The organism is Kocuria sp. GQ42 (assembly GCF_059758435.1).
In genome coordinates this window covers 174378-197936 of sequence record NZ_JCAXEN010000001.1, presented here as the reverse complement: position 1 = coordinate 197936, position 23559 = coordinate 174378, and the positions used below count along the sequence as shown (strand labels likewise).

Annotated in this window: 19 protein-coding genes and 1 tRNA gene; 4 read left to right on the top strand and 16 right to left on the bottom strand. The window is 75.2% G+C overall.

Annotated features, from left to right (window positions below):
• Positions 1 to 27: 27 nt before the first annotated feature.
• From AC6CH6_RS00855 to AC6CH6_RS00810, 10 genes are all read right to left on the bottom strand, one after another.
• Positions 28 to 2565 carry a phosphotransferase gene (locus tag AC6CH6_RS00855; RefSeq protein WP_498253736.1) on the bottom strand — a complete coding sequence of 846 codons (2538 nt, stop codon included), beginning with the start codon at positions 2563 to 2565 and terminating at the stop codon, positions 28 to 30.
• Positions 2562 to 4391, bottom strand: a complete 1830-nt coding sequence (locus AC6CH6_RS00850) for an ABC transporter ATP-binding protein (RefSeq protein WP_498253735.1) — start codon at positions 4389 to 4391, stop codon at positions 2562 to 2564. Before AC6CH6_RS00850 ends, AC6CH6_RS00855 begins: the two co-directional genes overlap by 4 nt.
• Complete coding sequence (locus tag AC6CH6_RS00845) at positions 4388 to 5659, bottom strand: glycosyltransferase family 4 protein (RefSeq protein WP_498253734.1); 1272 nt, start codon at positions 5657 to 5659, stop codon at positions 4388 to 4390. The genes AC6CH6_RS00850 and AC6CH6_RS00845 overlap by 4 nt, the downstream gene beginning before the upstream one ends.
• Positions 5659 to 6969 (bottom strand): glycosyltransferase, encoded by a 1311-nt coding sequence (locus tag AC6CH6_RS00840; RefSeq protein ID WP_498253733.1) that lies wholly within the window; start codon positions 6967 to 6969, stop codon positions 5659 to 5661. The genes AC6CH6_RS00845 and AC6CH6_RS00840 overlap by 1 nt, the downstream gene beginning before the upstream one ends.
• Positions 6966 to 8177, bottom strand: a complete 1212-nt coding sequence (locus AC6CH6_RS00835; RefSeq protein ID WP_498253732.1) for a glycosyltransferase family protein — start codon at positions 8175 to 8177, stop codon at positions 6966 to 6968. The genes AC6CH6_RS00840 and AC6CH6_RS00835 overlap by 4 nt, the downstream gene beginning before the upstream one ends.
• Positions 8178 to 8368: 191 nt before the next feature.
• Positions 8369 to 9670 carry an Nramp family divalent metal transporter gene (locus AC6CH6_RS00830; protein ID WP_368809934.1) on the bottom strand — a complete coding sequence of 434 codons (1302 nt, stop codon included), beginning with the start codon at positions 9668 to 9670 and terminating at the stop codon, positions 8369 to 8371.
• Between the two features lie 218 nt (positions 9671 to 9888).
• On the bottom strand, positions 9889 to 10557 hold the full coding sequence (locus AC6CH6_RS00825) for a response regulator transcription factor (RefSeq protein ID WP_498253731.1): 669 nt from the start codon (positions 10555 to 10557) through the stop codon (positions 9889 to 9891).
• A 9-nt stretch (positions 10558 to 10566) separates the two neighbouring features.
• A complete protein-coding gene (locus AC6CH6_RS00820) occupies positions 10567 to 12147 on the bottom strand; it encodes a sensor histidine kinase (RefSeq protein ID WP_498253730.1) in 1581 nt (526 codons plus the stop codon).
• 122 nt (positions 12148 to 12269) lie between these two features.
• Positions 12270 to 14306: a DEAD/DEAH box helicase gene (locus tag AC6CH6_RS00815; RefSeq protein ID WP_498254346.1), complete on the bottom strand. Its 2037-nt coding sequence runs from the start codon at positions 14304 to 14306 to the stop codon at positions 12270 to 12272.
• A gap of 82 nt (positions 14307 to 14388) precedes the next feature.
• Positions 14389 to 15831 (bottom strand): DUF2079 domain-containing protein, encoded by a 1443-nt coding sequence (locus tag AC6CH6_RS00810; RefSeq protein ID WP_498253729.1) that lies wholly within the window; start codon positions 15829 to 15831, stop codon positions 14389 to 14391.
• 53 nt (positions 15832 to 15884) lie between these two features.
• Here AC6CH6_RS00810 and AC6CH6_RS00805 point away from each other — a divergent pair, with 53 nt between their 5' ends.
• A complete protein-coding gene (locus tag AC6CH6_RS00805; protein ID WP_498253728.1) occupies positions 15885 to 16874 on the top strand; it encodes a DNA-3-methyladenine glycosylase family protein in 990 nt (329 codons plus the stop codon).
• 52 nt (positions 16875 to 16926) lie between these two features.
• Positions 16927 to 17646: a VIT1/CCC1 transporter family protein gene (locus tag AC6CH6_RS00800; protein WP_368796662.1), complete on the top strand. Its 720-nt coding sequence runs from the start codon at positions 16927 to 16929 to the stop codon at positions 17644 to 17646.
• A 103-nt stretch (positions 17647 to 17749) separates the two neighbouring features.
• Here AC6CH6_RS00800 and trxA read toward each other — a convergent pair whose 3' ends face one another.
• Positions 17750 to 18127 (bottom strand): thioredoxin, encoded by a 378-nt coding sequence (gene trxA / locus AC6CH6_RS00795; RefSeq protein WP_035924949.1) that lies wholly within the window; start codon positions 18125 to 18127, stop codon positions 17750 to 17752.
• A 168-nt stretch (positions 18128 to 18295) separates the two neighbouring features.
• On the opposite strand from trxA, the gene AC6CH6_RS00790 reads away from it, so the two are divergent.
• On the top strand, positions 18296 to 19333 hold the full coding sequence (locus tag AC6CH6_RS00790) for an LLM class flavin-dependent oxidoreductase (protein ID WP_498253727.1): 1038 nt from the start codon (positions 18296 to 18298) through the stop codon (positions 19331 to 19333).
• 42 nt (positions 19334 to 19375) lie between these two features.
• Here the strand turns inward: AC6CH6_RS00790 and AC6CH6_RS00785 are convergent, their stop codons facing one another.
• From AC6CH6_RS00785 to AC6CH6_RS00770, 4 genes are all read right to left on the bottom strand, one after another.
• The gene (locus tag AC6CH6_RS00785; protein WP_498253726.1) at positions 19376 to 20059 is read right to left on the bottom strand and encodes a class F sortase; all 684 of its coding nucleotides are present in this window, start codon (positions 20057 to 20059) and stop codon (positions 19376 to 19378) included.
• 85 nt (positions 20060 to 20144) lie between these two features.
• Positions 20145 to 20828 (bottom strand): hypothetical protein, encoded by a 684-nt coding sequence (locus AC6CH6_RS00780; protein WP_498253725.1) that lies wholly within the window; start codon positions 20826 to 20828, stop codon positions 20145 to 20147.
• 470 nt (positions 20829 to 21298) lie between these two features.
• Positions 21299 to 21380 (bottom strand) — tRNA-Tyr (locus AC6CH6_RS00775).
• Positions 21381 to 21487: 107 nt separating this feature from the next.
• On the bottom strand, positions 21488 to 21808 hold the full coding sequence (locus AC6CH6_RS00770; RefSeq protein WP_115162917.1) for a hypothetical protein: 321 nt from the start codon (positions 21806 to 21808) through the stop codon (positions 21488 to 21490).
• Positions 21809 to 21946: 138 nt separating this feature from the next.
• Between AC6CH6_RS00770 and AC6CH6_RS00765 the strand changes: the two genes are divergently transcribed.
• Positions 21947 to 22438: a YajQ family cyclic di-GMP-binding protein gene (locus AC6CH6_RS00765; protein WP_017832435.1), complete on the top strand. Its 492-nt coding sequence runs from the start codon at positions 21947 to 21949 to the stop codon at positions 22436 to 22438.
• 97 nt (positions 22439 to 22535) lie between these two features.
• Here the strand turns inward: AC6CH6_RS00765 and htpX are convergent, their stop codons facing one another.
• Entirely contained in the window at positions 22536 to 23420 is an 885-nt protein-coding gene (htpX, locus tag AC6CH6_RS00760; protein WP_133409294.1) for a zinc metalloprotease HtpX, read from the bottom strand.
• Positions 23421 to 23559 lie beyond the last annotated feature (139 nt).

Genomic DNA, 23559 nt, shown 5'->3' with positions numbered 1-23559 from the left:
GGGGGGCATGAGAACATGAGAGGCCTCTCAGGAACGCAGCCCGTCGAGCAGGTCCTGCGCCACACCTCGCCACCGCGGGCGGAACGCGTAGACGCAGGCGAGCCGCAGCCGGGTCGCCTCGGCGTGCACGGCGAGACGGCCGGGGTCGGCGCCCAGCACCCGGGCCACCGCGGTCACGGCCTCCTGTCCCGCCGCCCGGAGCGCGGGCTCGAGCAGACCCTGCGCCGCGCGCAGCTCCAGGTGCACGGAGAGATTCGCGAGGTCGAGCTCGGGCTCGCCGAGGGCCGCGGTGTCGAAGTCCAGGAGCCCCAGCCGTGCGCCGTCGAAGAGCAGCTGCTGGTCGTGCAGGTCCCGGTGCAGCACGACCCGGCCCCGCCGGTCGGCGGGCAGGGCCGAGAGCTCCGCCCCGATCCGCCGTGCCCGTGCGGCGACCGCCCCCGGCGGGGCCTCGAGCAGACCCGGGAACGCCTCGACGTGGCCGGCCCAGCGGGCCAGCGTGCGGGCCTCGTCCTCGGCCGTGTGCGCGGGCAGCGGCTCCGCGCCCGGCGCGGCCGTCGCCAGGGCCGGCCAGCACCGCGCCCACTCCGCCCAGGCGGCACGGTAGGCGTCGTTCCGTCCCGCGGCCCCCAGCTCGTGCAAGCTCCGGCCGGGCAGCACGGAGAACTCGATCCAGTCCTCGGCCCGGGCCAGGACCGCCGGCACGGCGAAGCCCGCCGCCGTGCCCAGTCCGTGCAGCCGGTCGGACAGCTCGGCGACCCGGGCGGCCCGGCCGCGGGCCAGGAACTTGACGAAGCGGTCCGGGGTGCCGACCACCGCCCGGCGGCGGTGCCGGTGCACGACCACCCGGCCGCCGGCCGCGGCCGCGGCGGCGAGTCCGGGCAGGCGGGGGTCCTCGCCGTGGGGCAGGACGCGGACAACCCACGGCCGTCCCGCGCGGGGGGCCGCCTCGCCCGCGCGGACGCGTCCGTGCCCGTCCTCGAGCTCGAGCACGAGCCGGGTGCCGTCCGCCGGCCAGGCGCGGCGGACCCGCAGCGGCCGCCCGTCGGCGTCCGGCACGGTCTCCGGCACGCGCACGCGCACGGGCCGCGGGACGTGCCCACTGTCCGTGTCCACGACGTGCACCGGGTCTGCGCCGGCACGCACGGGGCCGGCCGGCACAGGGCCGGTGGGGACGGCGCCGCACGGCACGGACGGCGGGGCGCCCGGCGCGGACGACACGGGCCCCGGCGCGGGAGTCGCGGTCACCGGCGCCCGCTGCGCCTGCTCCACCAGCCGTTGCGCGAGCGCGACCCGTCGGTCCGTGCGCTCCCGCCAGTCGGCGGCGGCCGAGCGGAAGGGCTCCATGCTACGGGCGAGGACGTGGAACGCGGCCCAGGCCAGGATCTCGGGCCACGGCGGCAGCGCCGCCCCGGACCCGTACCCGCGCAGCAGGGCGCCCGTCAGGGGCAGCTCCTCGGGTGCGGCAGGAGCCTGTCCGGCACCCGGGTCGAGGAGCTCCACGGCGAGGAAGCTGCCGAGGTCGTCGACCGCCGTGCCGGTGCGGATCCGGTCGAGGTCGGCGAGCCGGAGCTCCGGGCCTCCGTCGCCGCGCACGAGCACCTGGTCCGCGGAGAAGTCCCCGTGCAGCAGCCGCTCGGGGGCCCCCGTGCGGTCCGCCAGGGCCTCGGCGACGGCCCGGCCGGTCCGGGCGCAGCGGACGCCCGACCGCCGGTCGAGGGCGGACAGGTCGGCGGCCAGCGAGCGCAGCTTCCGGTCCGCGTCCAGGGGGGCGCCGACCCGTGCGGGGCCGAGGAGCGCCGGGCCGCGCTCGTGCAGCTCCGCCAGTGCGGCGCCCGCGGCGGCGGCGGCCTCGAGCACGGGCCCTCCGGGTCCGCTGCCGGGGCCTGGACCGTCCGGGGCCGCGGCCCGGGCCGCGAGGTCCCCGTCCCCGAACCAGGGGTAGTGCAGCACGTGCGGCGACACAGGCAGGCCGGGGAAGGACACCGGGGCGAGCACCGGGAGCCCGGCGGCGGCGAGCCGGGTCAGCAGCACCGGGTCCGCCGGGGCGGGGCCGGCGGTGAGCTTCGTGACCCGGCCGGCCCCGTCGTCGTCAGGGCCCGTGAGGACCGCGCGGCGGCGGGGGTTGTAGCGCAGCAGCCGGGCGTGATCCCCCGGCTGCCCGAGCCGCCGGGCCCGGTCCGGCCCGAGCACGGCGAGCGCGCGCCGCAGCTCGGGGTCCGTGCCGATCGTCCCCACGGCCAGACGGTGACCGGGGCGTCCCGGCACGTCCGCGACCAGCACGGGTGCCGGCCGGCCGTGCCGCGCGGCGCGGCCGGCGCGGGCCAGGACCTTCTCGAGTTTGTCCCGCCCGTCCCCGGCGGGGGCGTAGGCCGCGACCCAGTGCACCGCGCCCGTGGTCCCGGCGTCCACGCGGGCCACGACCGAGACGCCGGGCTTGTAGCGCAGGTGGCTGGTGCGCAGCGGACCGCCGAGCTCGTGGCCGAAGAGCTCGGTGAGCCGGCCGGGGTCGAGGACAGCGGCGAGCGCGGGCAGGCTCTCCCAGGAGTCCGGCAGGTGCCGCGTCACGAGCGGACCTCCCGGCGGTCCTGCGCCCGCTGCTGCTCGACCCACGCGGCGAACACGCCGTCCGGCCGGGCGAGCAGCTCCTCGGGGGCGCCGTCGAGCAGGATGCGCCCGTCCTGGACCCACAGCACGCGGTCGGCGGCGAGGGCGAGCGCGGCGTCGTGGGTCACCGCCAGGGACGTGCGGCCGCGGATCAGGCGGCCGAGGGCGTCCAGCACGTCCCGGGCGGACCGTGGGTCGAGTCCGGTGGTGGCCTCGTCGAGCAGCACGACGGGTGCGTCCCGCAGCAGGGCGCGCGCGATGGCCAGCCGCTGGCGCTGCCCGCCCGAGACCGTCGAGCCGCGCTCCCCCACCGGGGTGTCGTAGCCCTGCGGGAACGCCGTCACGAACTCGTGGGCCTGGGCGGCGGACGCGGCGGCCTCGACCTCGGCGTCGGTGGCCCCCGGGCGGCCGAGCCGGATGTTCTCCCGCACGGTGCCGTGGAAGAGGACGGAGTCCTGCAGCAGGAGGGCGGTGCTGCCGCGCACCGTGCCGAGGCTCAGGGCGCGCAGGTCGTGGCCGTCGAGGGTCACGGACCCGGCGACCGGGTCCATCATCCGCACCAGCAGGGAGACGAGGGTCGACTTCCCGGAGCCGGACGGGCCGACGACGGCGACGTGCTGGCCCGCCGGGATCACGAGGTCGACGTCGCGCAGCACGGTGCGCCCGCCGTGCTCCGGGTCCCCGTAGGCGGCGTCCACGTGGTGGAGGGCGATCTCCCCGCGCACCCCGGGCAGGGCGAGGGCGCCCGGGGTCTCCCGCACGTCCACGGGCTCCGCCACGAGGTCGGCCACCCGTTCCCCGGAGGCCGCGGCGCGAGCGATGCGCCCGGTGTACTTGGCCATGTCCCGCAGGGGCTTCATGCACGTCTTGAGATAGGTCGTGAACAGGACCAGGTCGCCCAGGCTCATGGCGCCCTCGAGCACCCGCAGGCCGCCGCCGAAGATCACGGCCGCGGTGGCCGCGCCCACGATCACGTCCGTGGCCCGCTCGAGCGCGGCGGCCAGACGGCGGGACTGCACGCCTTGGGTGAGGGCCTGCCGGTTGGCGCGGCCGAAGGAGCCGGCCATGTGCTCCTCCAGCCCGTAGGCCTGGACGGTGCGGATCGCGCCGAGGGACTCGTGGGCGGTGTTCGCCAGGGCGCCCTCCCCCTGCCGGGTCCGGCGCGAGGCCTCGGTGATCCGCCCGGAGGACCCTCGGCCCACCAGCAGGAAGGCCAGGATCGCCACGACCACCACGAGGGCCAGGAGCCAGTCGAGGAAGAGCATCACCGTGCACATGACCACGAGGGTGATGACGTTGGCCAGCAGCGGCAGGCCCGCGGTGACGGCCACCTCCTGGAGCTTGCCGATGTCCGAGACGAGGCGCTGGACCGTGTCCCCGGCCCGGGAGACCGAGTGGTAGCGGTCCGACAGCGCCTGGACGTGCGCGAACGCCCGTTCGCGCAGGGCGGTGGAGACCCGGGAGCCGACGAGGGCGAACGCGACCGTGGCGAGGTAGTTGGCGAGCGCGCGGAACCCCACCACCGCGACCGTGGCCAGCCCGGCGGCCGCGAGCAGCTGCCACGAGGCCTCCGGGATCCACGGGTCGACGTTGTCGGCGCCGAGGGAGAGGGACACGGCGTCGACGACGATCTTCAGCGGCCACGGCTCGAGCACGCGGAAGGCCACCTCGGCCAGGAGCACCACGACGCCGCCCGCGGCGAGCAGCCGGTGCTCGCGCAGGTGCGGGGTGAGCAGCCCGAGGGTGCGCCGGAGGGCCCGGCGGTCGAGCCGCCTGCCCCCGCTCACCGCGGCGCTCCCTGCAGTGCTCCCGGTGCGGCCGGGCGCGGGGCGGCGCCGCCGCGGGGCCGCGCGCCGGTGCGATCCGGAGGGGCGAGGTCCGTGCCGGCGAGGATGCCGTCGAGCACCGCGGTCCAGGAGCGCCGGGCGACCGCGTCGCGGCGGCCGGCCCTCCCCAGGGCACGCCGCCGTCCGGGATCGGCCAGCAGCGCGTCGACGGCACCGGCCAGCGCGGTGGGGTCCGAGGGCGGCACAAGCAGCCCGGTCACCCCGTCCTCGACCGCGGCCGGCACCTGGCCCACGCGGGACGCGACGACCGGCAGTGCCGCGGCGGCGTACTCGTAGATTTTCAGCGGCGAGAAGTACTGGTCCGCGGCGTCCTCCGTGGCGGGATAGGGCGCGACGGCCACGGCGCAGTCGGCCAGCAGCCCGGGCACTGCGGCGGGGGTCACCGCGCCGGTGAACTCGGCGTCGACGCCCAGCTCGGCGGCCAGCTCCTCGAGGGACGCCCGCTGGGGGCCGTCCCCCACCACGCGCAGGCGCCAGTCGGCGGCGGCCTCCGCGCGGGCCCGGAGCAGGTGCTCCACGCCGTGCCAGGGCTTGAGCGTGCCGACGAACACGACGACCGGCGGCACGGGGTCCGGTCCCCGGGCGGCGGAGTCGCGGCACGGACGGATGCGCTCCACGTTCACCCCGTTGGGGGCGACCAGGACCCGGCCGGCCGGCCCGCCGGTGGCGGCCACGGTCCGCTCCACCCAGCGGGCGACCGGCTCGGAGACGCAGGCCGTGCGCTCGGCGGCGGCGACCTGCGCGGCGAGCGCGGCGCGGGCGGCCGCCCCGTCCACGAGGTCGCGGTGGGTCCGCTGCTCGTCGATCAGCGGCGAGTTCACCTCGAGGACGCCGGGGACGCCGAGCGCGCCGGTGATCCCGGCCAGGGCGGTCGAGAACAGGGAGTGCCGCTCGTGCACCGCGTCGGCGCCGTCGGCGACGACCCGCTCCGTGATCCGGCGGGCGGCGTCCGCCTGGGCCTGCTCCCGGGCGGCGACGCGCGCGGCGCGGCCGGGGTCGGTGGACGCGGGGGCCGCCGGGACCGGGACGTGGACGACCGGGACGTCGGCGAGGTCGGCGGGGACGTCGTCGCCGAGCCGGGTGGCGTAGAGGCGGACCTCGGCGCCGCGGGCGCGCCAGGCGCGCAGGATCTCCTGGACGTGGACGGAGGCGCCCTTGGTGCCGAACACGGGGACGCCGGGGTCGGCGCAGACGTAGGCGAGGCGCATCAGCGGTCGGCTCCTTCGGGGACCGGGTCGAGGCCCGGGACGGGGTCGGCGGCCCGGGCGGTGGCGGGCCCCGGGACCGGGGCGGGGCGCTGGGCGGGCGCCGGCGGCAGCAGCGCCCGCAGGGCGGCGGCCCGGCCGGTGGAGTCGTGGTCCCGGGCGACGAGCGCGCGGGCGGCGCGGGCGGCGCCCACCCGGTCGAACGCGGGGTCGGCGACCGCGGCGAGCGCGCCGAGCAGGGCCTCGTCGTCGTCGGCGGGGACGAGGACCCCGGTGCGCGGGGCCGCGTTGCGGACCACCTCGGGGATGCCGGTGACGTCGCTCGCGATCACGGGCACACCCATGGCCATCGCCTCGAGCAGCACGGTGGGCAGGCCGTCGGCGTTGCCGTCGGCGCCCACCGTGCACGGGGCCGCGAAGACGTCCGCGGCGCGCAGCAGCCGGCCGACCTCGGCCTGGGTGCGGGGCCCGACCAGGTCGACGACGTCCCCGGCGCCGAGCTCCGCGACCAGGGCGCGCAGCGGCCCCTCCAGCTCGCCGCCGCCGGCGACGGTGACGGACAGCCGCCCGCCCTGCTCCCGGTACCGGGCGGCCGCCCGCACGAGGCGGTCGAAGCCCTTCTTCTCCACGAGCCGCCCCACGGCCACGACCCGCAGGGCCTCCCCCACGGGCGCGGGGTCCCGGTAGGGGAAGCGGGCGAGCTCCAGGCCGTTGCGCACGAGCCGCAGCCGGTGGGCGTGCGCGGGGAACGCGGAGGCCAGGTGCCGCCGGTTGTACTCGGAGATCGCCACCACGTGCTCCGCCCGCTCGAGGGTGCGGCGCAGCCGGGCGGGGTCCACGGACTCGTGGAAGATGTCCTTCGCGTGGGTCGTCACGGAGAACGGCACCCCCGTGAGCCGGGAGGCGATCTCGGCGACGTGCGCGGCGAGGGTCGCGAAGTGCGCGTGCAGGTGCGTGATGCCCTGCTCCACGACCCGGGTGGCCAGCGCCACCCCCTGGTGGACCTCGGAGGCCTCCGTGCCGGCCAGCTCCGGGAGGAGAGCGGCGAAGCGGGGACCGAAGCCGGGGACCACCTCCGCCGCGCGGGCCAGGACGGCCCAGCCGGCGGAGGCCCGCTCGGGACGCTCCACGTGGTGGACCGGTGCCTGGACGCGGGCCAGCTCGGGGTGGAAGCGCGGGTCGGTGCTGTGCCGGAGGGCGAAGATCGTGAGGTCCTCGCCCTGGGCCTCCCGGGCCAGGACCTCGGTGACCACGAAGGTCTCCGAGAAGCGGGGGTAGACCTTCAGCACGTAGCCGATGCGGTGGCCGTTCACCGGAGGCCTCCGGCACGGGCCGGCACGGCCTGCGCGGGCACCGGCGGCGGGCACGCGGGCAGGAGCCGCGCCGCGAGGACGGGCACGGCGTGCAGCCCGTCGAGCGCCAGGTGCCGGCGCAGCCGCACGGTGCCGACCGCGCGGTGCAGCCAGCCGCTGAGCGCGGCGCTGGTGAGGGCGTCGGCGGTCAGCACGTCCACCGCGCCGTGGGCCTGGAGGGCGCGGGCCCGGATCAGCTGCTCCTGCCGGGGCCGGTCGCGCGGGACCAGGAGCGCTGGGGTGTTCGTGGTGAGGATCTCGGCGACCGAGTTGTAGCCGCCCATCGACACCACCGCGCTCGCGTCGACCACCTCCGCGAGCGCGTCGGGCACGGACGGCAGGACGAGGGTGCCCGGCACGGCGGCGGCGCGCACCTGCTCGGCGTGCTCCTCCGGCATCTGCGGACCCGTGATCACCACGTGCCGGTGGCCGTGGGGCACCCGGGCGCGCGCCGCCGCGAGGGTCAGGCGGTGGCCGTCGGAGCCCCCGCCGGCCATGGTGAGGACGTAGGGGCGGTCCACGCCGCTCGTGCGCCGTCCGGCGGCCCGGCCGGTGGCGAGGTAGCCGGTGTGGCGGACCAGGTCGGCGAGCCCGGCGGGGATCTCGCCGGAGGCCACCGGGTCGTGCACCGCGCGGTCGCCGTACACCCAGATCTGGTCGTAGACCTCCCGCACGGGGTCCAGGTCCCCGAGCGCGGTCCACTCGCGGGCCGCGGCCGCGGGCTCGTCGAGGACCTCGCGCAGGCCGAGGACCACCGCCGTGCCGGGGCTCCGGTCCCGCAGCCTCCGCAGCGGCTCCTGCAGCTCCCGGTCCACCCCCCAGGCGTGGCGGTCGACGACGACGAGGTGCGGGCGGAAGGCCGTGAGCGCGGCGTCCACCATCCCGGAGCGCAGGGCGGTCAGGTGGCGCATGTCCACGGAGAGGTTGCGGGGCGCGTAGCCGCCCGCGCCCTTGCGGATCCCGGGCAGCACCACCCAGTCGAAGCCGTCGGGGCGCCCGTAGGATGTGGCGGCGTCCATGCCGGTCAGCAGCATGCCCGTCACCGGGCGCCCCGTCAGCGCCGGCAGGTGCTGGGCGAGGGACCGGGCGAGGGCCAGGTTCCGGCGGGTGTGGCCCAGGCCCTGGGAGTCGTGGGAGTACAGCACCACCCGCAGCTCGTCGTCGCTCATCGTGTCCTCCTCGGGGGATCAGCGCCGGTGGGTCCGGCGCCGGTGCGGCTGCCGCCCACTGTGGCCGAGGGACATGATGAGAACATGAGCCGTCGATGAAAAGGTTCTCATCTGAGGACGCCCGGCCCGCCGGGACGGGCCCGGAGGCCCCGGCGGGCCGGTTCGCCCGGGTGGATCTGCCGCGGGCCGGCTCAGCCGCCGAAGACCGGCGCGACCGCCTTGACCAGCTGCTGGCCGCCCAGGACGGCGAAGAGCAGGGCCGTGATGCCCAGGGCGATGTTGGTGTGGAGCTTGTTGGCCCACTCCTTCGGGATCCGGCTGCCGTTGAGCAGTCCCAGCAGCGTGAGGGCGAGGAACGGCATGAACAGCGAGCCGAGGACGCCGTAGGCCAGGATCAGGCCGATCGGCTGTCCCAGGGCGAAGAGGACCATGGGCGGGAACGTCAGCCACAGCACGTAGAAGCGGAAGTACTTGCCGCCCACCCGAGTGTCGGGGTGGCCGGACTCCTTGCCGCGGATGTTGCCCCAGAAGTCCGCGAACATGAGGGAGACGCCGTTCCAGACGCCGATGATCGAGGAGAAGGACGCCGCCCAGAAGCCGATGAGGAAGCCGGTGCCGACCACGTCGCCGTACTCCGCGCGCAGCACGGCGTAGAGGTCGAGCAGGCCCTCGTCACCGGAGCTGAGCGCCACCCCGGCGGAGCGGACCACCTCGGCGCCCACGACGAGCATGGCGATGACGAAGACTCCCGTCACGACGTAGGCCATGGAGTTGTCGATCCGCATGACACGCATCCACTTGGGCGTGTACCACCCCTTCTCGCGCAGCCAGTAGCCGTAGGCCGCCAGCGTGATGGTGCCTCCCACGCCCCCGGCGAGCGCCAGCGTGTAGAGCACGCCGCCCTCCGGGATGACGGGGACCAGGCCCGTCAGCATCTCGGGGACGTTGGGGGCGGCGATGACCGCCAGCCCCACCACGGTGACGAACATCAGGCCGACCAGGGCTGCGGTGACCTTCTCGAAGAAGGAGTACTTGCCGAACCACACCATGACGAACCCGAGCAGCCCCATGATGACGGCCCAGGCCCACAGGGGCAGGACGGGGAACACCGCCGCGAGGGGCAGCGCCGCCGAGGACATCGCGGTGGCGCCGTAGACGAAGCCCCAGATCATGATGTACGGGCCGAAGTACCAGGTGGTCCACCGGCCCAGTGACCGCCAGCCCTCGAAGATCGTCCTGCCGGTGGCCAGGGTGAAGCGCCCGGCGCCCTCCACGAGGATGATCTTGAGGATCACGCCGAGGATCACCGCCCACAGCAGTCCGTACCCGTACCGGGACCCGGCGACCAGGGTGGCGACCATGTCGGCGGCGCCGACGCCCGTGGCGGCGACCACCAGGCCGGGGCCGACGATCTTCCACTTGGCGGGCGCCCCGCCGTCGTCGTCCGTGCGGGCACGGTGGGCCGCGAAAGACTTCTCGTTCGCTTCGCTCATAGGGATTCCTCATAGGGTCGGTGGATCGGATGGCCGGGTTCGTGGCACGGCCCGGCGGCGGCCGGGGCGTCGTCGAGCTCGGGGCCCGGCGTCGGGAAGGGGTGCCGGCTCCTCGGACCGCTCGGGGGCGGCCGGGATCGTGCGGTGCTCCGCCCGGCCGGCTCCGGTGCACGCCGGACGCGGCTGTGCACCGGATCACCCTACCGGGCCGGTGCCGCTCAGAGCTTGGCGAGGCGGTAGCCGGCTCCGCGCACGGTGACGATGCGCTCCGCGCCGAGCTTGTTGCGCAGGTAGCGGACGTAGACGTCCACCACGTTGGACGAGCCGTCGAAGTCGTAGCCCCAGACCTTGTTCAGCAGCTGCTCGCGCGTGAGCACCTGACCGGGGCTCTCGAGGAACGCCCTGGCCATGGCGAACTCCCGGGCCGAGAGCTCGACCTGCCGGTCCTCGAGCACCGCGCACCGGGTCCCGACGTCGAGGGCGAGCCCGCCGTAGCGCAGCCCGTCGGGGGTCTGCTCGGCCACCGCGCGGTCCCGGAGCCGGGCCCGGACGCGGGCCAGCAGCTCCTGGAACCGGAACGGCTTCGCGAGGTAGTCGTCGGCCCCCTGCTCCAGCCCCGCGACGGTGTCCTCGACCGAGTCGCGGGCGGTGCACATGATCACGGGGATCGAGAAGCCCAGGGACCGCAGCACCGAGAGCACCTGGAAGCCGTCCATGCCCGGCAGGCCCACGTCGAGGACGAGCAGGTCGAACTCCCCGGTGCTCGCGTAGTCGAGGGCGCTCGTGCCGTCCTCGACCACGGTGGTCGTGTAGCCCGCGGCGCGCAGGCCCTTCTGGATGAAGCGCGCGATGCGCTCCTCGTCCTCGGCGATGAGGATGCTGGCCATGGGGTGCCTCTACTTCCTGGAGGGTGCGGGGCTGACGTCGGGACCGGGCACGGGGGCCGGGGACACCGCGGCACCGGACCCGGCGGCACCGGACGGGGCGACCGGGGCCGCGGCGGGCGGGGACTCCGGCAGACGGAGCGTGAACGTGGCGCCGCGGCCGGGGCTCGACCGCAGCCCCACGGTCCCGCCGTGCCCGTGGGCGATGGCCGCCACGATCGCGAGGCCCAGCCCGGAGCCCTCCACGGTGCGCCCCGTCTCGGCCCGGCCGAAGCGCTCGAAGATCCGCTGCTGGTCCTCCGGGGCCACGCCCACGCCGGTGTCCCGGACCCACACCTCGAGGCTGCGCGCAGGGGCGTCCTCGCCGGGCGCGGCGGGCCCGGTGGCCCAGGCGGCGCCGAGGGCCACGAGGTCCCCGGGGGCGGAGAACTTCACCGCGTTGGCGGCGAGCTGCACGACCGCCTGGGTGAGCCGCTGCGCGTCGGCCACGACCTGCCCCTCGGCCCGCGCCTCGAGCTCCCAGCGCCGGTCCCCCAGCGCGCGCAGCCGGTCCATCGTGTCGTCCAGCCAGGCCGGGACGTCCACGGGGCCGGGGCGGATGAAGTCGGCGCGCTGGGCCTTGGCGAGCAGCAGCAGGTCCTCCACGAGGCGGTTCATCCGCTCGATCTCGTCGAGGAGCATGGCCCGGGTCTCCGCGACGTCGGCGGGGTCGTGCTCGTCCATCAGCTCAAGGTTGCCGTGCAGGATGGTCAGGGGGGTGCGCAGCTCGTGCGCGGCGTCGTCGAGGAACTGGCGCTGCTGGACGAAGGCCGCCTCGATCCGGCTGAGCATGCCGTTGAAGTTCACGGCGAGCTGGCCCACGTCCGAGTCGTCCTGCGTGACGGGAACGCGCCGCCCCAGGTCGTCCGGGCTGATCTGCTCCGTGGCCCGGCGCAGGCGGGTGATCGGTGCGGTGACCCGGCCCACCAGGACGTAGGCCACCAGCCCCGCCACGACCGTCGTGAGGGCGGCGATGCCGAGGTAGCGCCACAGCGAGTCCAGCACGATCCGGCGCTGGGCGCTCATGTCGAAGCCGACCACCAGGTAGCCCTGGCGCGGGTCCTCGTCCAGGACCACCGAGATGACGCCCAGGCGGAGCATCCGGCCGTCCTGCTCGAGGTCGAAGACGACCGTCTGCCCGGGCCGGGCCCGCTCCACGGCCGCGGCGAGCGTGGCGGGGGCGTCGAGCTGGAAGCGTGACCGGTCGGCGTGCTCGAACGCCGGCTCGCCGCCGACGAGCGCGAGGATGCTCTCGTGCTCCCCGGGCACCGTGGTGGTCATGAAGGTGTAGAAGAGCTGCGGCAGGTCCGTGAACGGCTCCTCGGCCGTGGCGTCCAGGTCCTCCGAGAGGGAGGCGTCCGGGCCGAGCGGCCCGCGCTGCGCGAGCCGCTGCAGCTCCCCCGCCTCCTGGACGATGTCCTGGCGCACGGACTCGTCGAGGTCCACCAGGCGCAGGTAGTGGGTGATCCCGCCCACGGCGAGGAGGGCGACGGCCAGGAAGGCGATGGTCGTGGCGAGCACCCGGCTGCGCACGGACCGCAGCTCCGTCCGCACCCTCTCCCACCGCGCGCCCGACATGCGCCCCAGCCTATCGACGGCACGTGAGAGGCAGATGAAGGAGGGGACGGGCCGTGCGGCCCGTCCCCTCCTCCCGGTCCGGGGTCCTGCCCCCGGGCTCAGTACTTCTTGCTGCGCGGCTTGCGGAACGGCTTCTCGCCGTCCCGGTCGCCCGCGGAGTACCCCGAGCGCTTGCCCTGGTAGCCGCCGCGGGAGTCGTCGCCCCGGGCGCCGCCGCCGCGGCGGGGGCGGTCCTGGTAGGAGGACGAGGTGCTGCGGGGCCGCGTCCGGGCGCCGGCGCCCGGGCCGCGGTCGGCCTCGAGCTGGATGAGCTCACCGTTGATGCGCGTGCGGGAGAGCCGGTCCAGGGTGGAGGCGGGCAGGTTCTCGGGCAGGCCCACGAGGGTGTGGGTCGAGCGGATGTCGATCGCCCCGATCTGCTCGCCGCTCAGCCCGCCCTCGTTGGTGAGGGCCCCAACCACGGAGCCCGGCGAGACGCGGTGCCGGTGGCCGACGGACATCCGGTAGGTGGCCATGCCCTTCTCGGTGCGCGGCTCGCGGCGCGGACGGTCGTCGCCGTCCCGCCCCGGACGGTCCCGGTCGCGGGTGCGCTGCACCGGCTCGGGCAGCTCCTCCACGAAGAAGGGCCGCCCGTCCTGGGCCATCACGGCGATCGCGGCGGCGATCTCCACGGCGTCGACGTCGTGCTCGGCCTGGTACTGCTCGACGAGGTCGCGGAACTGGCCGAGGTCCTCGGACTCCATGGTGTCCGTGATCTGCTGGGCGAACTTGTCCTTGCGGGTCTGGTTCACGTCCTCCGTGGAGGGCATGCGCATGAGCTCCACCGGCTGGCGGGTGGCCTTCTCGATCGCCCGCAGCAGGTACTTCTCCCGCGGGGTCATGAACAGGATCGCCTCGCCGGAGCGCCCGGCGCGGCCGGTGCGCCCGATCCGGTGCACGTAGGACTCGGTGTCGTGCGGGATGTCGTAGTTGACCACGAGCGAGATGCGCTCGACGTCGAGCCCGCGGGCCGCGACGTCCGTGGCCACGAGGACGTCGATCTTGCCCTCGCGCAGGGCCTCGACCGTGCGCTCGCGCATGTTCTGCGGGATGTCGCCGTTGATCGCGGCGGCCGCGTAGCCGCGGGCCTTGAGCCGGTCGGCGACCTCCTCGGTGGCGGCCTTGGTGCGCACGAAGACGATGACGCCGTCGTAGTCCCCGACCTCGAGGATGCGGGTCATGGCCTCCATCTTGTGGGAGCCCATGACCTGCAGGTACCGCTGGCGGGTGTTGGTGCCCGTGGTGGTCTTGCCCTTGACGGCGATCTCCTGCGGGTCCCGCAGGTACTGCTTGGCGATCTTGCGGATCGCGGGGGGCATGGTCGCGGAGAACAGGGCGACCTGCTTCTCGACGGGCGTCTGCGAGAGGATCTGCTCGACGTCCTCGGCGAAGCCCATGCGCAGCATCTCGTCGGCCTCGTCGAGGACCACGTACTGCAGGTGGGACAGGTCGAGGGACCCCTTCTTGAGGTGGTCGATCACGCGGCCGGGCGTGCCGACGACCACCTGGGCGCCGCGGCGCAGCCCGGCCAGCTGCGGGCCGTAGGGGGAGCCGCCGTAGACCGGCAGGACGGTGAAGTCCTCGAGGTGGGTCGCGTAGGAGGAGAACGCCTCGCCGACCTGGAGGGCGAGCTCGCGGGTCGGGGCGAGCACCAGGACCTGGGTGTCGCGGGAGACGCCGTTGACGTCGGAGAGCTCGGCGAGCCGGGACAGCGCGGGCACGGCGAAGGCCGCGGTCTTGCCGGTGCCGGTCTGGGCCAGGCCCACCACGTCCTTGCCCTGCAGCAGCACCGGGATGGTGGCGGCCTGGATGGGCGTGGGGTTCTCGTAGCCGACCTCGTCCAGGGTGGCGAGCACCCGGGAGTCGATGCCGAGTTCGGCGAAGGTGATGGTGTGCTCCTCGGCGGTGCCGGGGGTGCTGGGGGTGTCGACGGTCATGGAGAAGTGCCTCGTTATCTGTGCGGGTGGCGGCCCGGGAGCATGCCCAGGGGCGTCGGCCACGGTCGTGGTGTCCGGACGTCCCTGCCAACCACTTGGAGCCCCGCACGGGGCGGGAGCGTCGGACTCGGCGCGGCACGGGCCGCGGCCGAACACGATGCACGGACGGCATCGCGTTGCACGAGAAAGTGAGGGAGTGACCGGATTCGGTCCGTCCAGTCTAGCGCACGCGGCGGCGCGGTCAGCCCCGGCGGCGCACCAGCACGAGGTGCTTCTCGTCACGCACCTCGGTGTAGCCGGCGCCGTAGCGCTGCCGGGCCCAGCCGGCCACGTCCCCCGGCGGGTTCCCGCCCCACGCGGCCCCGAGCCGGTCGACCACCACGTAGTCGGGGGCGGGATCTCCCTCGGACCCCAGCCAGTGCACCTGCGCGCCGGGCACGAGGTGGTGCAGGAGGGTCAGGTCCGTGGCGACGCTCGCTCCCTCGGGGACGGCCGCGACGACCGCGGCCTTGGCGTCCGCGCGGGGGTCCGGACGGTAGGCGGCGGGGTCCACGAGGTCGGCCAGCGGGCGCCCCGGGACCAGCAGGAGCGCGACGACGAGCGCCAGTGCCGGCGCGGCCCGGGCGAGCCGCCGGAGGCGTCCGCCGCGCAGCCGCAGCACGGCGTCGAGCAGGGCGACGAGGACGACGGGCATGAGGACGGCGCTGTAGTGCCAGCCCGTGCCCCAGTAGCCGTGGTTCGGCGAGAGCATCCGCCAGAGCAGCGTGGGCAGCGCCACGAGCGCCAGCGGCGAGCGCACGGCGACCACCACGCCCACCGCCAGCACGGCCAGCCAGGTGAGGGCCTTCTGGCCCGGCAGCACCAGGGAGACCAGGGCCCCGGCGGGGTCGGCCGCGGCCGCCCCGAGGTCCAGCCGGTCCGCGTACGCGAACCGGCCGTCCGGGTTCAGGGCCGGCAGCACCACGGTCACCGCGAGCGCCGACCAGGCCGCGCCCCACGCGGCAAGGGCGAGCCCCAGCGCCACCGGGCGCCGGTCCCCGTCCGCCTCGCGGTGCGCCCGCCAGGCGAGCACCAGGCCGAGCACCGCGACCGTGACGCCCAGGTCCTCCTTGACGAACGCGACGGGGGCGGCCCACAGCGCGGCCGCCGTCCACCGCCGCTCCACCAGGCAGCCGAGGGCGAGGACCAGCAGCGGCAGGGCGAAGGCCACCTCGTGGAACTGCACCGCGACGGCGGCCTGCAGCCCGAAGCTGATCCCGTAGGCGAGCCCCAGGGCCGCGCCCGGGCCCGGGCCCAGCGCCCGGACCGCGAAGCCCGTCAGTGCCCCCGCGGAGACGGCCACGAGGACGTCCTGGACCACGAGGAGGGTCAGCGCGGACGGGAACAGCGCGTAGACCGGTCCCAGCAGCACCAGGATCGGGTGGAAGTGGTCGCCCAGCAGGTTCGCGCCGTGGCCCTTGATGTGCACGACCGGGCCGTCCCCGGCGGCGTAGGACTTGGCGAGCTGGGTGAAGATCCCCAGGTCCCAGGACGGGACCTCCCAGCGGTGCCACTGGAGCAGGGACCACCACACGTAGAGGACGAGCACGAGGAGCCCGACGCCCAGCGGCACCAGCCGCGCCCGCCCGGTGAGCGGCGCGGGACGGGCCGGAGGGGCGGCGCGACGGAGCGCGGTGGCGGGCATGGCCTCCTCGGTGGCGGGGGGGCGCCGTCGGACAGGACTGCCATCATGGTCTCATGGCCGTCACCGCTCCCCCGCCCGCCCGCCGGCTCCCGGTGGCCCCGGACGCCGAGCTCGTGTGGGACCCCGAGGGCGCGCTGCACCTGGGCCAGACGCTCGGCGTGCTGGGCCGCGGCAGCGCCGATCCCCTGGTCCGGGTCGCGGCGCCCGACGCCGTGTGGGTCACCGCCCGGACCCCGGCGGGCCCGGTCACGGCGCTGTTCTCCCGCACCGGCGCCGGCCGGCCCCTGCAGCGGCCCGTGCGCGTGCGCGCGTGGGGACCGGGCGCCGAGCAGTTCCTGCTGGAGGCCCCGCGCTGGGCGGGCGCGGAGGACGCGTGGGAGCGGTTCGAGGCCTCGGACGCCTTCGGCGCGCTCCCCCACCGGCTGCGCGCCGCCCGGCACCACCACCCGGGGCTGCGGCTGCCCTCGACCGGCCGGGTGCTGGACCGCGCCGTGCTCTCGGTGCTCGAGCAGCGCGTCACCGTCCGTGAGGCCGTGGCGGCCCACCGGCAGCTCGTCCGGCGCCACGGCGAGCCCGCCCCCGGTCCGGCGCCGGAGGGGATGCGGATCGCCCCGACCGCCGAGGCGTGGTGCCGGGTGCCCGTGTGGGAGTGGCACCGGGCGGGGGTCGACGGCGCCCGGGCCGCCACCGTCCGCCGCGTGGCCGGACGGGCCGCCGCCCTGGAGCGCCTGGGCCGGGCCCCGCTGGACGCCGAGCTGCACCGGAGTCTGCGCTCGATCCCCGGCCTGGGGCCCTGGACGGTCGCGGAGATCGTCCAGTGCACGCACGGGGACCCGGACTCGGTCAGCGTCTTCGACTTCCACCTCGCGGACACGGTGTGCTGGTTCTTCGACCGGCGTCCCGGTGACGACCGCCGGATGCTGGAGCTGCTGGAGCCGTGGCGGGGCGACCGGCAGCGGGTGGTGCGCCTGCTGCGGGCCTCCGGCTTCCGCAAGCCCTCGTTCGCTCCGCGGCTGCACCCGGAGGACCACCGGCGCCGGTGAGGACATCCTGTCCTTGCTGGCAGGGCCGCACCGGCGGGCGTTCAATGGAGCCATGACCACCGAACACGTGATCCAGGAGCCCCACGGCGTGGGCTACACCGAGCGGATGAACAAGCTGCGGGCCGGGGTGCTGGGCGCCAACGACGGCATCGTCTCGGTCGCCGCGACGGTCGTCGGCGTCGCGGGCGCCACCGCCAGCTCGAGCGCGATCCTCACCGCGGGCGCCGCCGCGCTCGTGGGCGGAGCCCTGTCCATGGCTCTGGGCGAGTACGTCTCCGTGTCCAGCCAGTCGGACTCGCACCGGGCCCTGATCGAGAAGGAGGAGCGGGAGCTCGCCGAGATGCCCGAGGCGGAGCTGCAGGAGCTCGCGGAGATCTACCAGGCCAAGGGGCTCTCCGAGGGCACCGCACGGCGGGTCGCGGAGGAGCTGACCGAGCACGACGCCCTGGCCGCGCACCTCGACGCCGAGCTCAACATCGACGCGGAGGACATCGTCAGCCCCTGGAACGCGGCGGTCGCCTCCGCGCTGTCCTTCCTGCTCGGCGCCCTGCTGCCGCTCCTGGCGATCCTGCTGCCGCCGGAGGAGTGGCGGCTCCCCGTGACCTTCGTCGCCGTGCTCGCGGCGCTCGCCCTGACCGGATGGCTCGGGGCCCGTCTCGGGGACACGCCGCAGACGGGTCGCGCGGCCCTGCGCGTCGTCGTCGGCGGCGCCCTCGCCCTCGTCGCGACGTTCGCCGTGGGCTCGCTGCTCGGCGTCACGGGCCTCGTCTGAGCTGCTCCGGCACCCCCGTGCCCCGTCCCCGGGGGCGGGACACGACGACGCCGGGCCCCGCCTCACGGAAGAGGCGGGGCCCGGCGCGGTGGTGCGGGAGGGGTCAGGCGTTGGGCGCGTCCTGGGACTGCTTGGCGACCTCGGCGCGGACCTCTTCCATGTCGAGGCCCTTGACGGCGTCGATGACCTGGTCGAGGGCGGAGGCGGGCAGGGCGCCCGGCTGGGAGAAGACCAGGATGCCCTCGCGGAAGGCCATGAGCGTGGGGATCGACGAGATCTGGGCCGACGCCGCGAGCATCTGCTGCTCCTCGGTGTCGACCTTCCCGAAGACGATGTCCTCGTGCTTCTCCGAGGCGGCCTCGTAGGTCGGTGCGAACTGCTTGCAGGGTCCGCACCACTCGGCCCACCAGTCGAGCAGGACGATGTCGTTCTCGGCGATGGTCTGGCCCAGGGTGTCCTGGGTGATGTCAACAGTAGCCATGCCCTCCAGCGTAGAGGCAGAGCCGTCCGGGGGCACAGGATTTCACTGCCGGCTCAAGACCGCACCGCGGGCGCGCAATAGACTGGGCGTCCGGGCCGGGCCTCCGGCGCGGGCTCCGGGACCGGGACGCCGGTCCAGGGGCGGGCCCCGTGCACGCCGAGGTGCGCCATGAACTTCGAGATCGGCATCTTCTCGCTGGGCGAGGTGGTCCCGGACCCCGTCACGGGCACCCGGCCCGACAGCCGCCAGCGCCTGCGGGACATCATCGAGCAGGCCGAGGCCGCGGAGCGCGCCGGGCTCACCGTGATCGGCGTCGGGGAGAACCACGGGACGGACGTGGTGGCGGCCTCCCCCGTGGTGCTGCTCTCCGCCATCGCCGGCCGCACCCACCTCCTGCGGCTCACCACGGCCGTCTCCGTGCTCACGGCCGGGGACCCGGTGCGGCTCTACGAGCAGATCGCCATGCTGGACAACATCTCCGGCGGCCGGGCCGAGATGATCGTGGGTCGCGGCGCCTCGCAGCGCGTGCTGCGCGCCCTCGGCCTGGAGCAGCAGGACCACGACGCCCTGTTCGAGGAGAAGCTGCGCCGGCTCCTCACGCTGCGGGAGACCAGTCCCCCGACCTTCGCCGGTCCGCTTGCCCGGGACGGCGTCGAGCTCGAGCTCGAGCCGCGACCGCTGCAGCCGTGCCTGCCGATCTGGCTGGGCAGCTCCGGCACGCCGGCCTCCGTGGCCCGCGCCGGCGCCCTGGGGCTGCCCCTCGCCCTGCTGCGCACGCACGGTCCCTTCGCCGGGGCGGTGCCCGTCGTCGCAGCCTACCGGCGGGCCCTCGAGGCGTCCGGCCGGGACGTCGGCACCCCGGTGGGCCTGAACGTGCCGGGCTTCGTCGCGCGCACCCCGGCGCAGGCCCGGGAGCTCAGCCACCCCTACTTCGCGGCGGGGGCCCGCAGCCACGGGCCCGTCGCGCCGGCGGATCCCCGCTGGTCCCGGGAGGAGTACGACCGGGAGTGCGGCCCGGACGGGACCCTCGTGGTGGGGGACGTGGACGAGGTGGTCGCCAAGATCGTGGCGCAGCAGCGCGCGCTCGGCCACCAGCGCCTCCTGCTCCGGATGGACGCGGGGGGCGTCCCGCACCACCTGGTGCTCGAGTCGATCACGCTGCTCGGCGCCGAGGTGGTGCCGCGGGTCCGCGCCGCCCTGAGCTGACGCCCGGTGGCGGGACCCGGCGCTCGGGGCCGGGGCTTCGGCTCAGGCCGGCGCGGGGGACGCCGTGAGCACCACGTTCTTCCCCCAGAGGTCCTCGGTGTAGCAGCTGACGATGACCAGCCGGTCCGGGACGATGCGCCAGATGTCGCTGTCCTTCAGGGTGTTCTTGTCGTGGGTGACCACCGAGTCCACCACGTACTCCAGGGTCCCGGACCCGGTCTCCAGCTCGATCTCGCTGCCCACGAGCCCGGGATCGCTCAGCCGGTTGAACGGGGCGTCCCGGTCCTCCCAGCTGTGGCCGGTGATGTACGTGGTGTTCTCCGAGCCCTCGCCCGGCATGCCGTACGGGGTGAGCCAGTAGCCGTCCAGGGTGTCCGGCGGGACCAGCAGCTCCGTGGCCAGCTCCTGCTCGCTCGGCGTCAGCGGCAGGACGGTCACGTCGAACCGGGCGTCCTCGACGGTCAGCCGCACGGGGGCCGCCGCCGCCGGCCGGTCGGAGGTGGCCGCGGCCGAGGGGGTGCCCGTGGGCGCCGCGGTGGGGGGTGCCGCCGAGACGGCCTCCACCGGGGCGGTCGCCGTCGCGGCCGGGGAGCCGGTGTCCTCCGCGCCCCAGGGGTCCGTCAGCAGGACCGCGGACAGGGCGGCCACGGCGCCGAGACCGCCGACGGCGGCCCAGCGCGTGCCCGCACGACGGCGCGGCGCGGCCTGCTGCTCGGGTGCGTCCATGCTCTGGTCCTCCGGGGTCGGCTCGGGAAATGGCTGCGCCCTGGTGCCGCGCTCGCGCGGCACCAGGGCGGTCAGCGGTTCGGGATCAGGCGCGTGCGCGGCGCACCCGGAAGGCCACGGCCCCGGACACGGCCGCACCGGCGGCCAGCAGGCCGGCCAGCACGCCGGTGCTGAGCCCGCCCTCCTCGGCGGTCTGCATGTTGATGCCCTGGTTCACGCCGGAGTCGGTGCCGGTGCCGGCCCAGTCGTCCGAGTCGCTCCAGTCGTCGGAGTCGCCCCCGACGCCCAGGACGTCGCAGTTGCCCTGGAAGAGCGCCACGAGGTCGGCGCCGTCCTCCATGAAGACCTCGCCCTGGGCGCGGGCGTCCACGGCGGCGGCCTGGAAGTTCGCCGCGGCGGCGGAGCTCGCCGCGTAGGCCTCGTCCACGGCGGGATCGCTGCTCGAGGCGGCGTAGGACTCCTGCAGGCGCAGGATCTCGGTCCAAGCGGCCTGGGCCCGGTCCATGGTGTCGTCGTTCACGATGGCGTCCTCCAGCACGGCCTGCTGGGTCTGGAGCTGGCCCAGGACCGCCTGGTCGGTGACGAGGGAGTTGAAGTGCGCGCCCGCGTCGTAGAGGTGGTCGGCGGCGGTGACCAGGTTGGTCACCGCGGTGCTGGCGGCGGGGGCCACACAGGTGTCGGCGTGGGCGGCGGGGGCGCCCAGGAACAGGCCTCCGGCCAGGACGGCAGCCGACGAACCCGCGGCCACCCACTTCTTCACAGCAGTCATATCGGTCTGTCTCCTCAATCATTCAGAACCCCGGGCCTGCCCCTGGGGTACCAGCGCGCGGCACAGTCCTTCCCAGCGTCCTCGGCGTGGCACACCGGCGGGAGCGCTGCGGGGTCGGTCGTGCTGCTGGTCATCCGGAGTAGGGGGTCCCGACGTGCCGGCTCGGGGAGTGCTGGCACGTGGCCGGATGATGCTGTCGCCTCAAGCTACAAGGGTATTCATGTTCTTAGCAATTGTTAAGGCTGCAACGGCGCGGCGGCCCCTTCGACGTGTCCCCGGATCAGGGGACTCGGGCGCGGAATTCCGCGCGGGCCGGGGGCCTCCGGCACCCGCCCGGGCACCGCCCCGGCGCTCTCCGGGCGGCCGGGGGCGGCGGGTGGGTCCCGGCGGCGGGGGACGTGGTGACCCCGCCGTGACCGGGGACGACGAAGGCCCCGGTCCGCGGACCGGGGCCTTCGTGATGGAACTCGTGGCAGATGAGGGATTCGAACCCCCGTAGGCATTGCCAGCTGATTTACAGTCAGCCCCCTTTGGCCGCTCGGGTAATCTGCCGGGGTGCTCCCGCCGGACCCTTCCGGACCGGTGGTGGCCGCCCCCGCGTGCGGGAGCAGTTCAACAGTACAGAAGATCCGGCGCGATGCGAAATTGCCGGGGACGGCTCAGGCGGCGAGCCGCTCGCACACCTGCTGGAGGAACTTCTCCGCCTGCTCCGCGGTGATCTCGCCGTGGGTCACGGCCTCCGCGAGGTCCTCGGCGACGCCGATCAGCCGCTGCGCCGCCTGGGGGTCGAGCCGTTCGGTGGCCGAGGCCCCCGTGCCCGGTCGGGCCGGCGGCGCCGTCCCGTCGGCGGTCGCGGCCGCCGGTCCCAGCCCGATGCCCATCAGCAGGACCGCCGCCAGCGCGGTGGCCGCCACGGCGCTTCCGCGCCGGGTCCGCCCCGGGCCGGGCGTCACGTCGTCGTGACCCTCGGATGTGCTCATGCCGCCATCCTGGGAGACCGACCTGGACGGATCCTTGGGCGCAGGTCACGAAACGGTGACGAGGCCCTCCCCGGTAGGCTGGGACACAGTCCTGCGGGCCGCACGCCGCCCGCCCACCGTCCCAGCCCAGGAGGCAGCATGGCCAGCGATTCCTCGTTCGACGTCGTCAGCAAGGTCGACAAGCAGGAGGTGTCCAACGCCCTGAACCAGGCCCAGAAGGAGATCGCGCAGCGCTACGACTTCAAGGGCGTGGGCGCCGAGATCGACTTCTCCGGCGAGAAGATCCTCATGAAGGCGAACTCCGAGGAGCGCGTCAACGCCGTCCTCGACGTCTTCCAGTCGAAGCTGGTCAAGCGCGGCATCTCCCTGAAGTCCCTCGACGCCGGGGAGCCCTTCGCCTCCGGCAAGGAGTACCGGATCGAGGCCTCCGTGAAGGAGGGCATCGCCCAGGACCAGGCGAAGAAGATCACCAAGCTCATCCGCGACGAGGGCCCCAAGGGCGTGAAGGCCACCATCCAGGGCGACGAGCTCCGGGTGTCGTCGAAGTCCCGCGACGACCTCCAGGACGTCATCACGCTGCTCAAGGGCTCGGATCTCGAGGTGGACCTGCAGTTCATCAACTACCGCTGAGCTCGTCCCGCGGCGCGGCTCGCGCCGCTCCCCCCGTGCGACGACGGAGCCGCCCACCTCGCGAGGTGGGCGGCTCCGTCGTCGGCGGCCGGCGGGGTCAGCGGCGGCCGATCCCCGCCATGCCCTCGAGCCGGGCCACGCGGTCCGCGGTCGGCGGGTGGGTCCGGAACAGGCTCGCGGCGCCGCCGCCGCGGAACGGGTTGGCGATCATCAGGTGCGAGGTGTTGACGAGCTTCTGGTCGGCGGGGTTCAGCGGCCGGGCGTTCGTGCCCATCTCGATCTTGCGCAGGGCCGAGGCCAGCGCGAGCGGATCGCCCGTGAGCTGCGCGCCGTCCTCGTCGGCGTCGTACTCGCGGGTGCGGGAGACCGCGAGCTGGATGACGGTCGCGGCGAGCGGTGCCAGGAAGGCCAGGAGCAGCCCCACGAGGGGGTTGCCGCGGTCACCGCCCCGCCCCCCGCCGAAGATGGCCGAGAACTGGAGGAACTGCGCGGCCGAGGTGATGATGCCGGCCACGGCCGCGGCGATCGAGGACGTGAGGATGTCCCGGTTGTAGACGTGCATCAGCTCGTGGCCCAGCACGCCCCGCAGCTCGCGCTCGTCGAGCAGCTGGAGGATGCCCTCGGTCACGCAGACCGCCGAGTTCTCCGGGTTCCGCCCGGTGGCGAAGGCGTTGGGGCTCATCGTCGGCGCGATGAACAGGCGGGGCATCGGCTGGTTCGCCCGCTGCGACAGCTCCCGCACGATCCGGTAGTAGCCCGGCGCCTGCTGCTCGGTGATCGGGATGGCCCGCATGGAGCGCAGGGCGAGCTTGTCGCTGTTCCAATAGCTGTACGCCGTGGACGCCAGGCCGATCAGGGCGAAGACCCAGATGAAGACGCTGCTGCCCGTCCCGCTCGCCACGACCCACCCGATGGCCAGCAGCACCGCCCACAGGCCGCCGAGCAGCAGGACGGTCTTGAGCCCGTTGTTGTGGCTGTGCATCGCGGGTGCGGCTCCTTCATCGGGAACGGGATCTTCCGTTGGACACAACTGCGCCGACGGCGCCGGTCTTCCCGGGCCCAGCGACGCCCAGGGATCTCCCAGCCGGCGCCGGGCGTCCTCGTCGCCCGGCGCCGGAGGG

What these genes read in the sequence shown, in the direction of transcription:
- AC6CH6_RS00765 (WP_017832435.1), top strand. Translation starts at nt 21,947, where the DNA reads ATGGCCAGCGATTCCTCGTTCGACGTCGTCAGCAAGGTCGACAAGCAG.
- AC6CH6_RS00770 (WP_115162917.1), bottom strand. Translation starts at nt 21,808, where the DNA reads ATGAGCACATCCGAGGGTCACGACGACGTGACGCCCGGCCCGGGGCGG.
- AC6CH6_RS00790 (WP_498253727.1), top strand. Translation starts at nt 18,296, where the DNA reads ATGAACTTCGAGATCGGCATCTTCTCGCTGGGCGAGGTGGTCCCGGAC.
- AC6CH6_RS00825 (WP_498253731.1), bottom strand. Translation starts at nt 10,557, where the DNA reads ATGGCCAGCATCCTCATCGCCGAGGACGAGGAGCGCATCGCGCGCTTC.
- AC6CH6_RS00830 (WP_368809934.1), bottom strand. Translation starts at nt 9,670, where the DNA reads ATGAGCGAAGCGAACGAGAAGTCTTTCGCGGCCCACCGTGCCCGCACG.
- AC6CH6_RS00810 (WP_498253729.1), bottom strand. Translation starts at nt 15,831, where the DNA reads ATGCCCGCCACCGCGCTCCGTCGCGCCGCCCCTCCGGCCCGTCCCGCG.
- AC6CH6_RS00780 (WP_498253725.1), bottom strand. Translation starts at nt 20,828, where the DNA reads ATGACTGCTGTGAAGAAGTGGGTGGCCGCGGGTTCGTCGGCTGCCGTC.
- AC6CH6_RS00785 (WP_498253726.1), bottom strand. Translation starts at nt 20,059, where the DNA reads ATGGACGCACCCGAGCAGCAGGCCGCGCCGCGCCGTCGTGCGGGCACG.
- AC6CH6_RS00805 (WP_498253728.1), top strand. Translation starts at nt 15,885, where the DNA reads ATGGCCGTCACCGCTCCCCCGCCCGCCCGCCGGCTCCCGGTGGCCCCG.
- trxA (WP_035924949.1), bottom strand. Translation starts at nt 18,127, where the DNA reads ATGGCTACTGTTGACATCACCCAGGACACCCTGGGCCAGACCATCGCC.
- AC6CH6_RS00835 (WP_498253732.1), bottom strand. Translation starts at nt 8,177, where the DNA reads ATGAGCGACGACGAGCTGCGGGTGGTGCTGTACTCCCACGACTCCCAG.
- AC6CH6_RS00845 (WP_498253734.1), bottom strand. Translation starts at nt 5,659, where the DNA reads ATGCGCCTCGCCTACGTCTGCGCCGACCCCGGCGTCCCCGTGTTCGGC.
- AC6CH6_RS00800 (WP_368796662.1), top strand. Translation starts at nt 16,927, where the DNA reads ATGACCACCGAACACGTGATCCAGGAGCCCCACGGCGTGGGCTACACC.
- htpX (WP_133409294.1), bottom strand. Translation starts at nt 23,420, where the DNA reads ATGCACAGCCACAACAACGGGCTCAAGACCGTCCTGCTGCTCGGCGGC.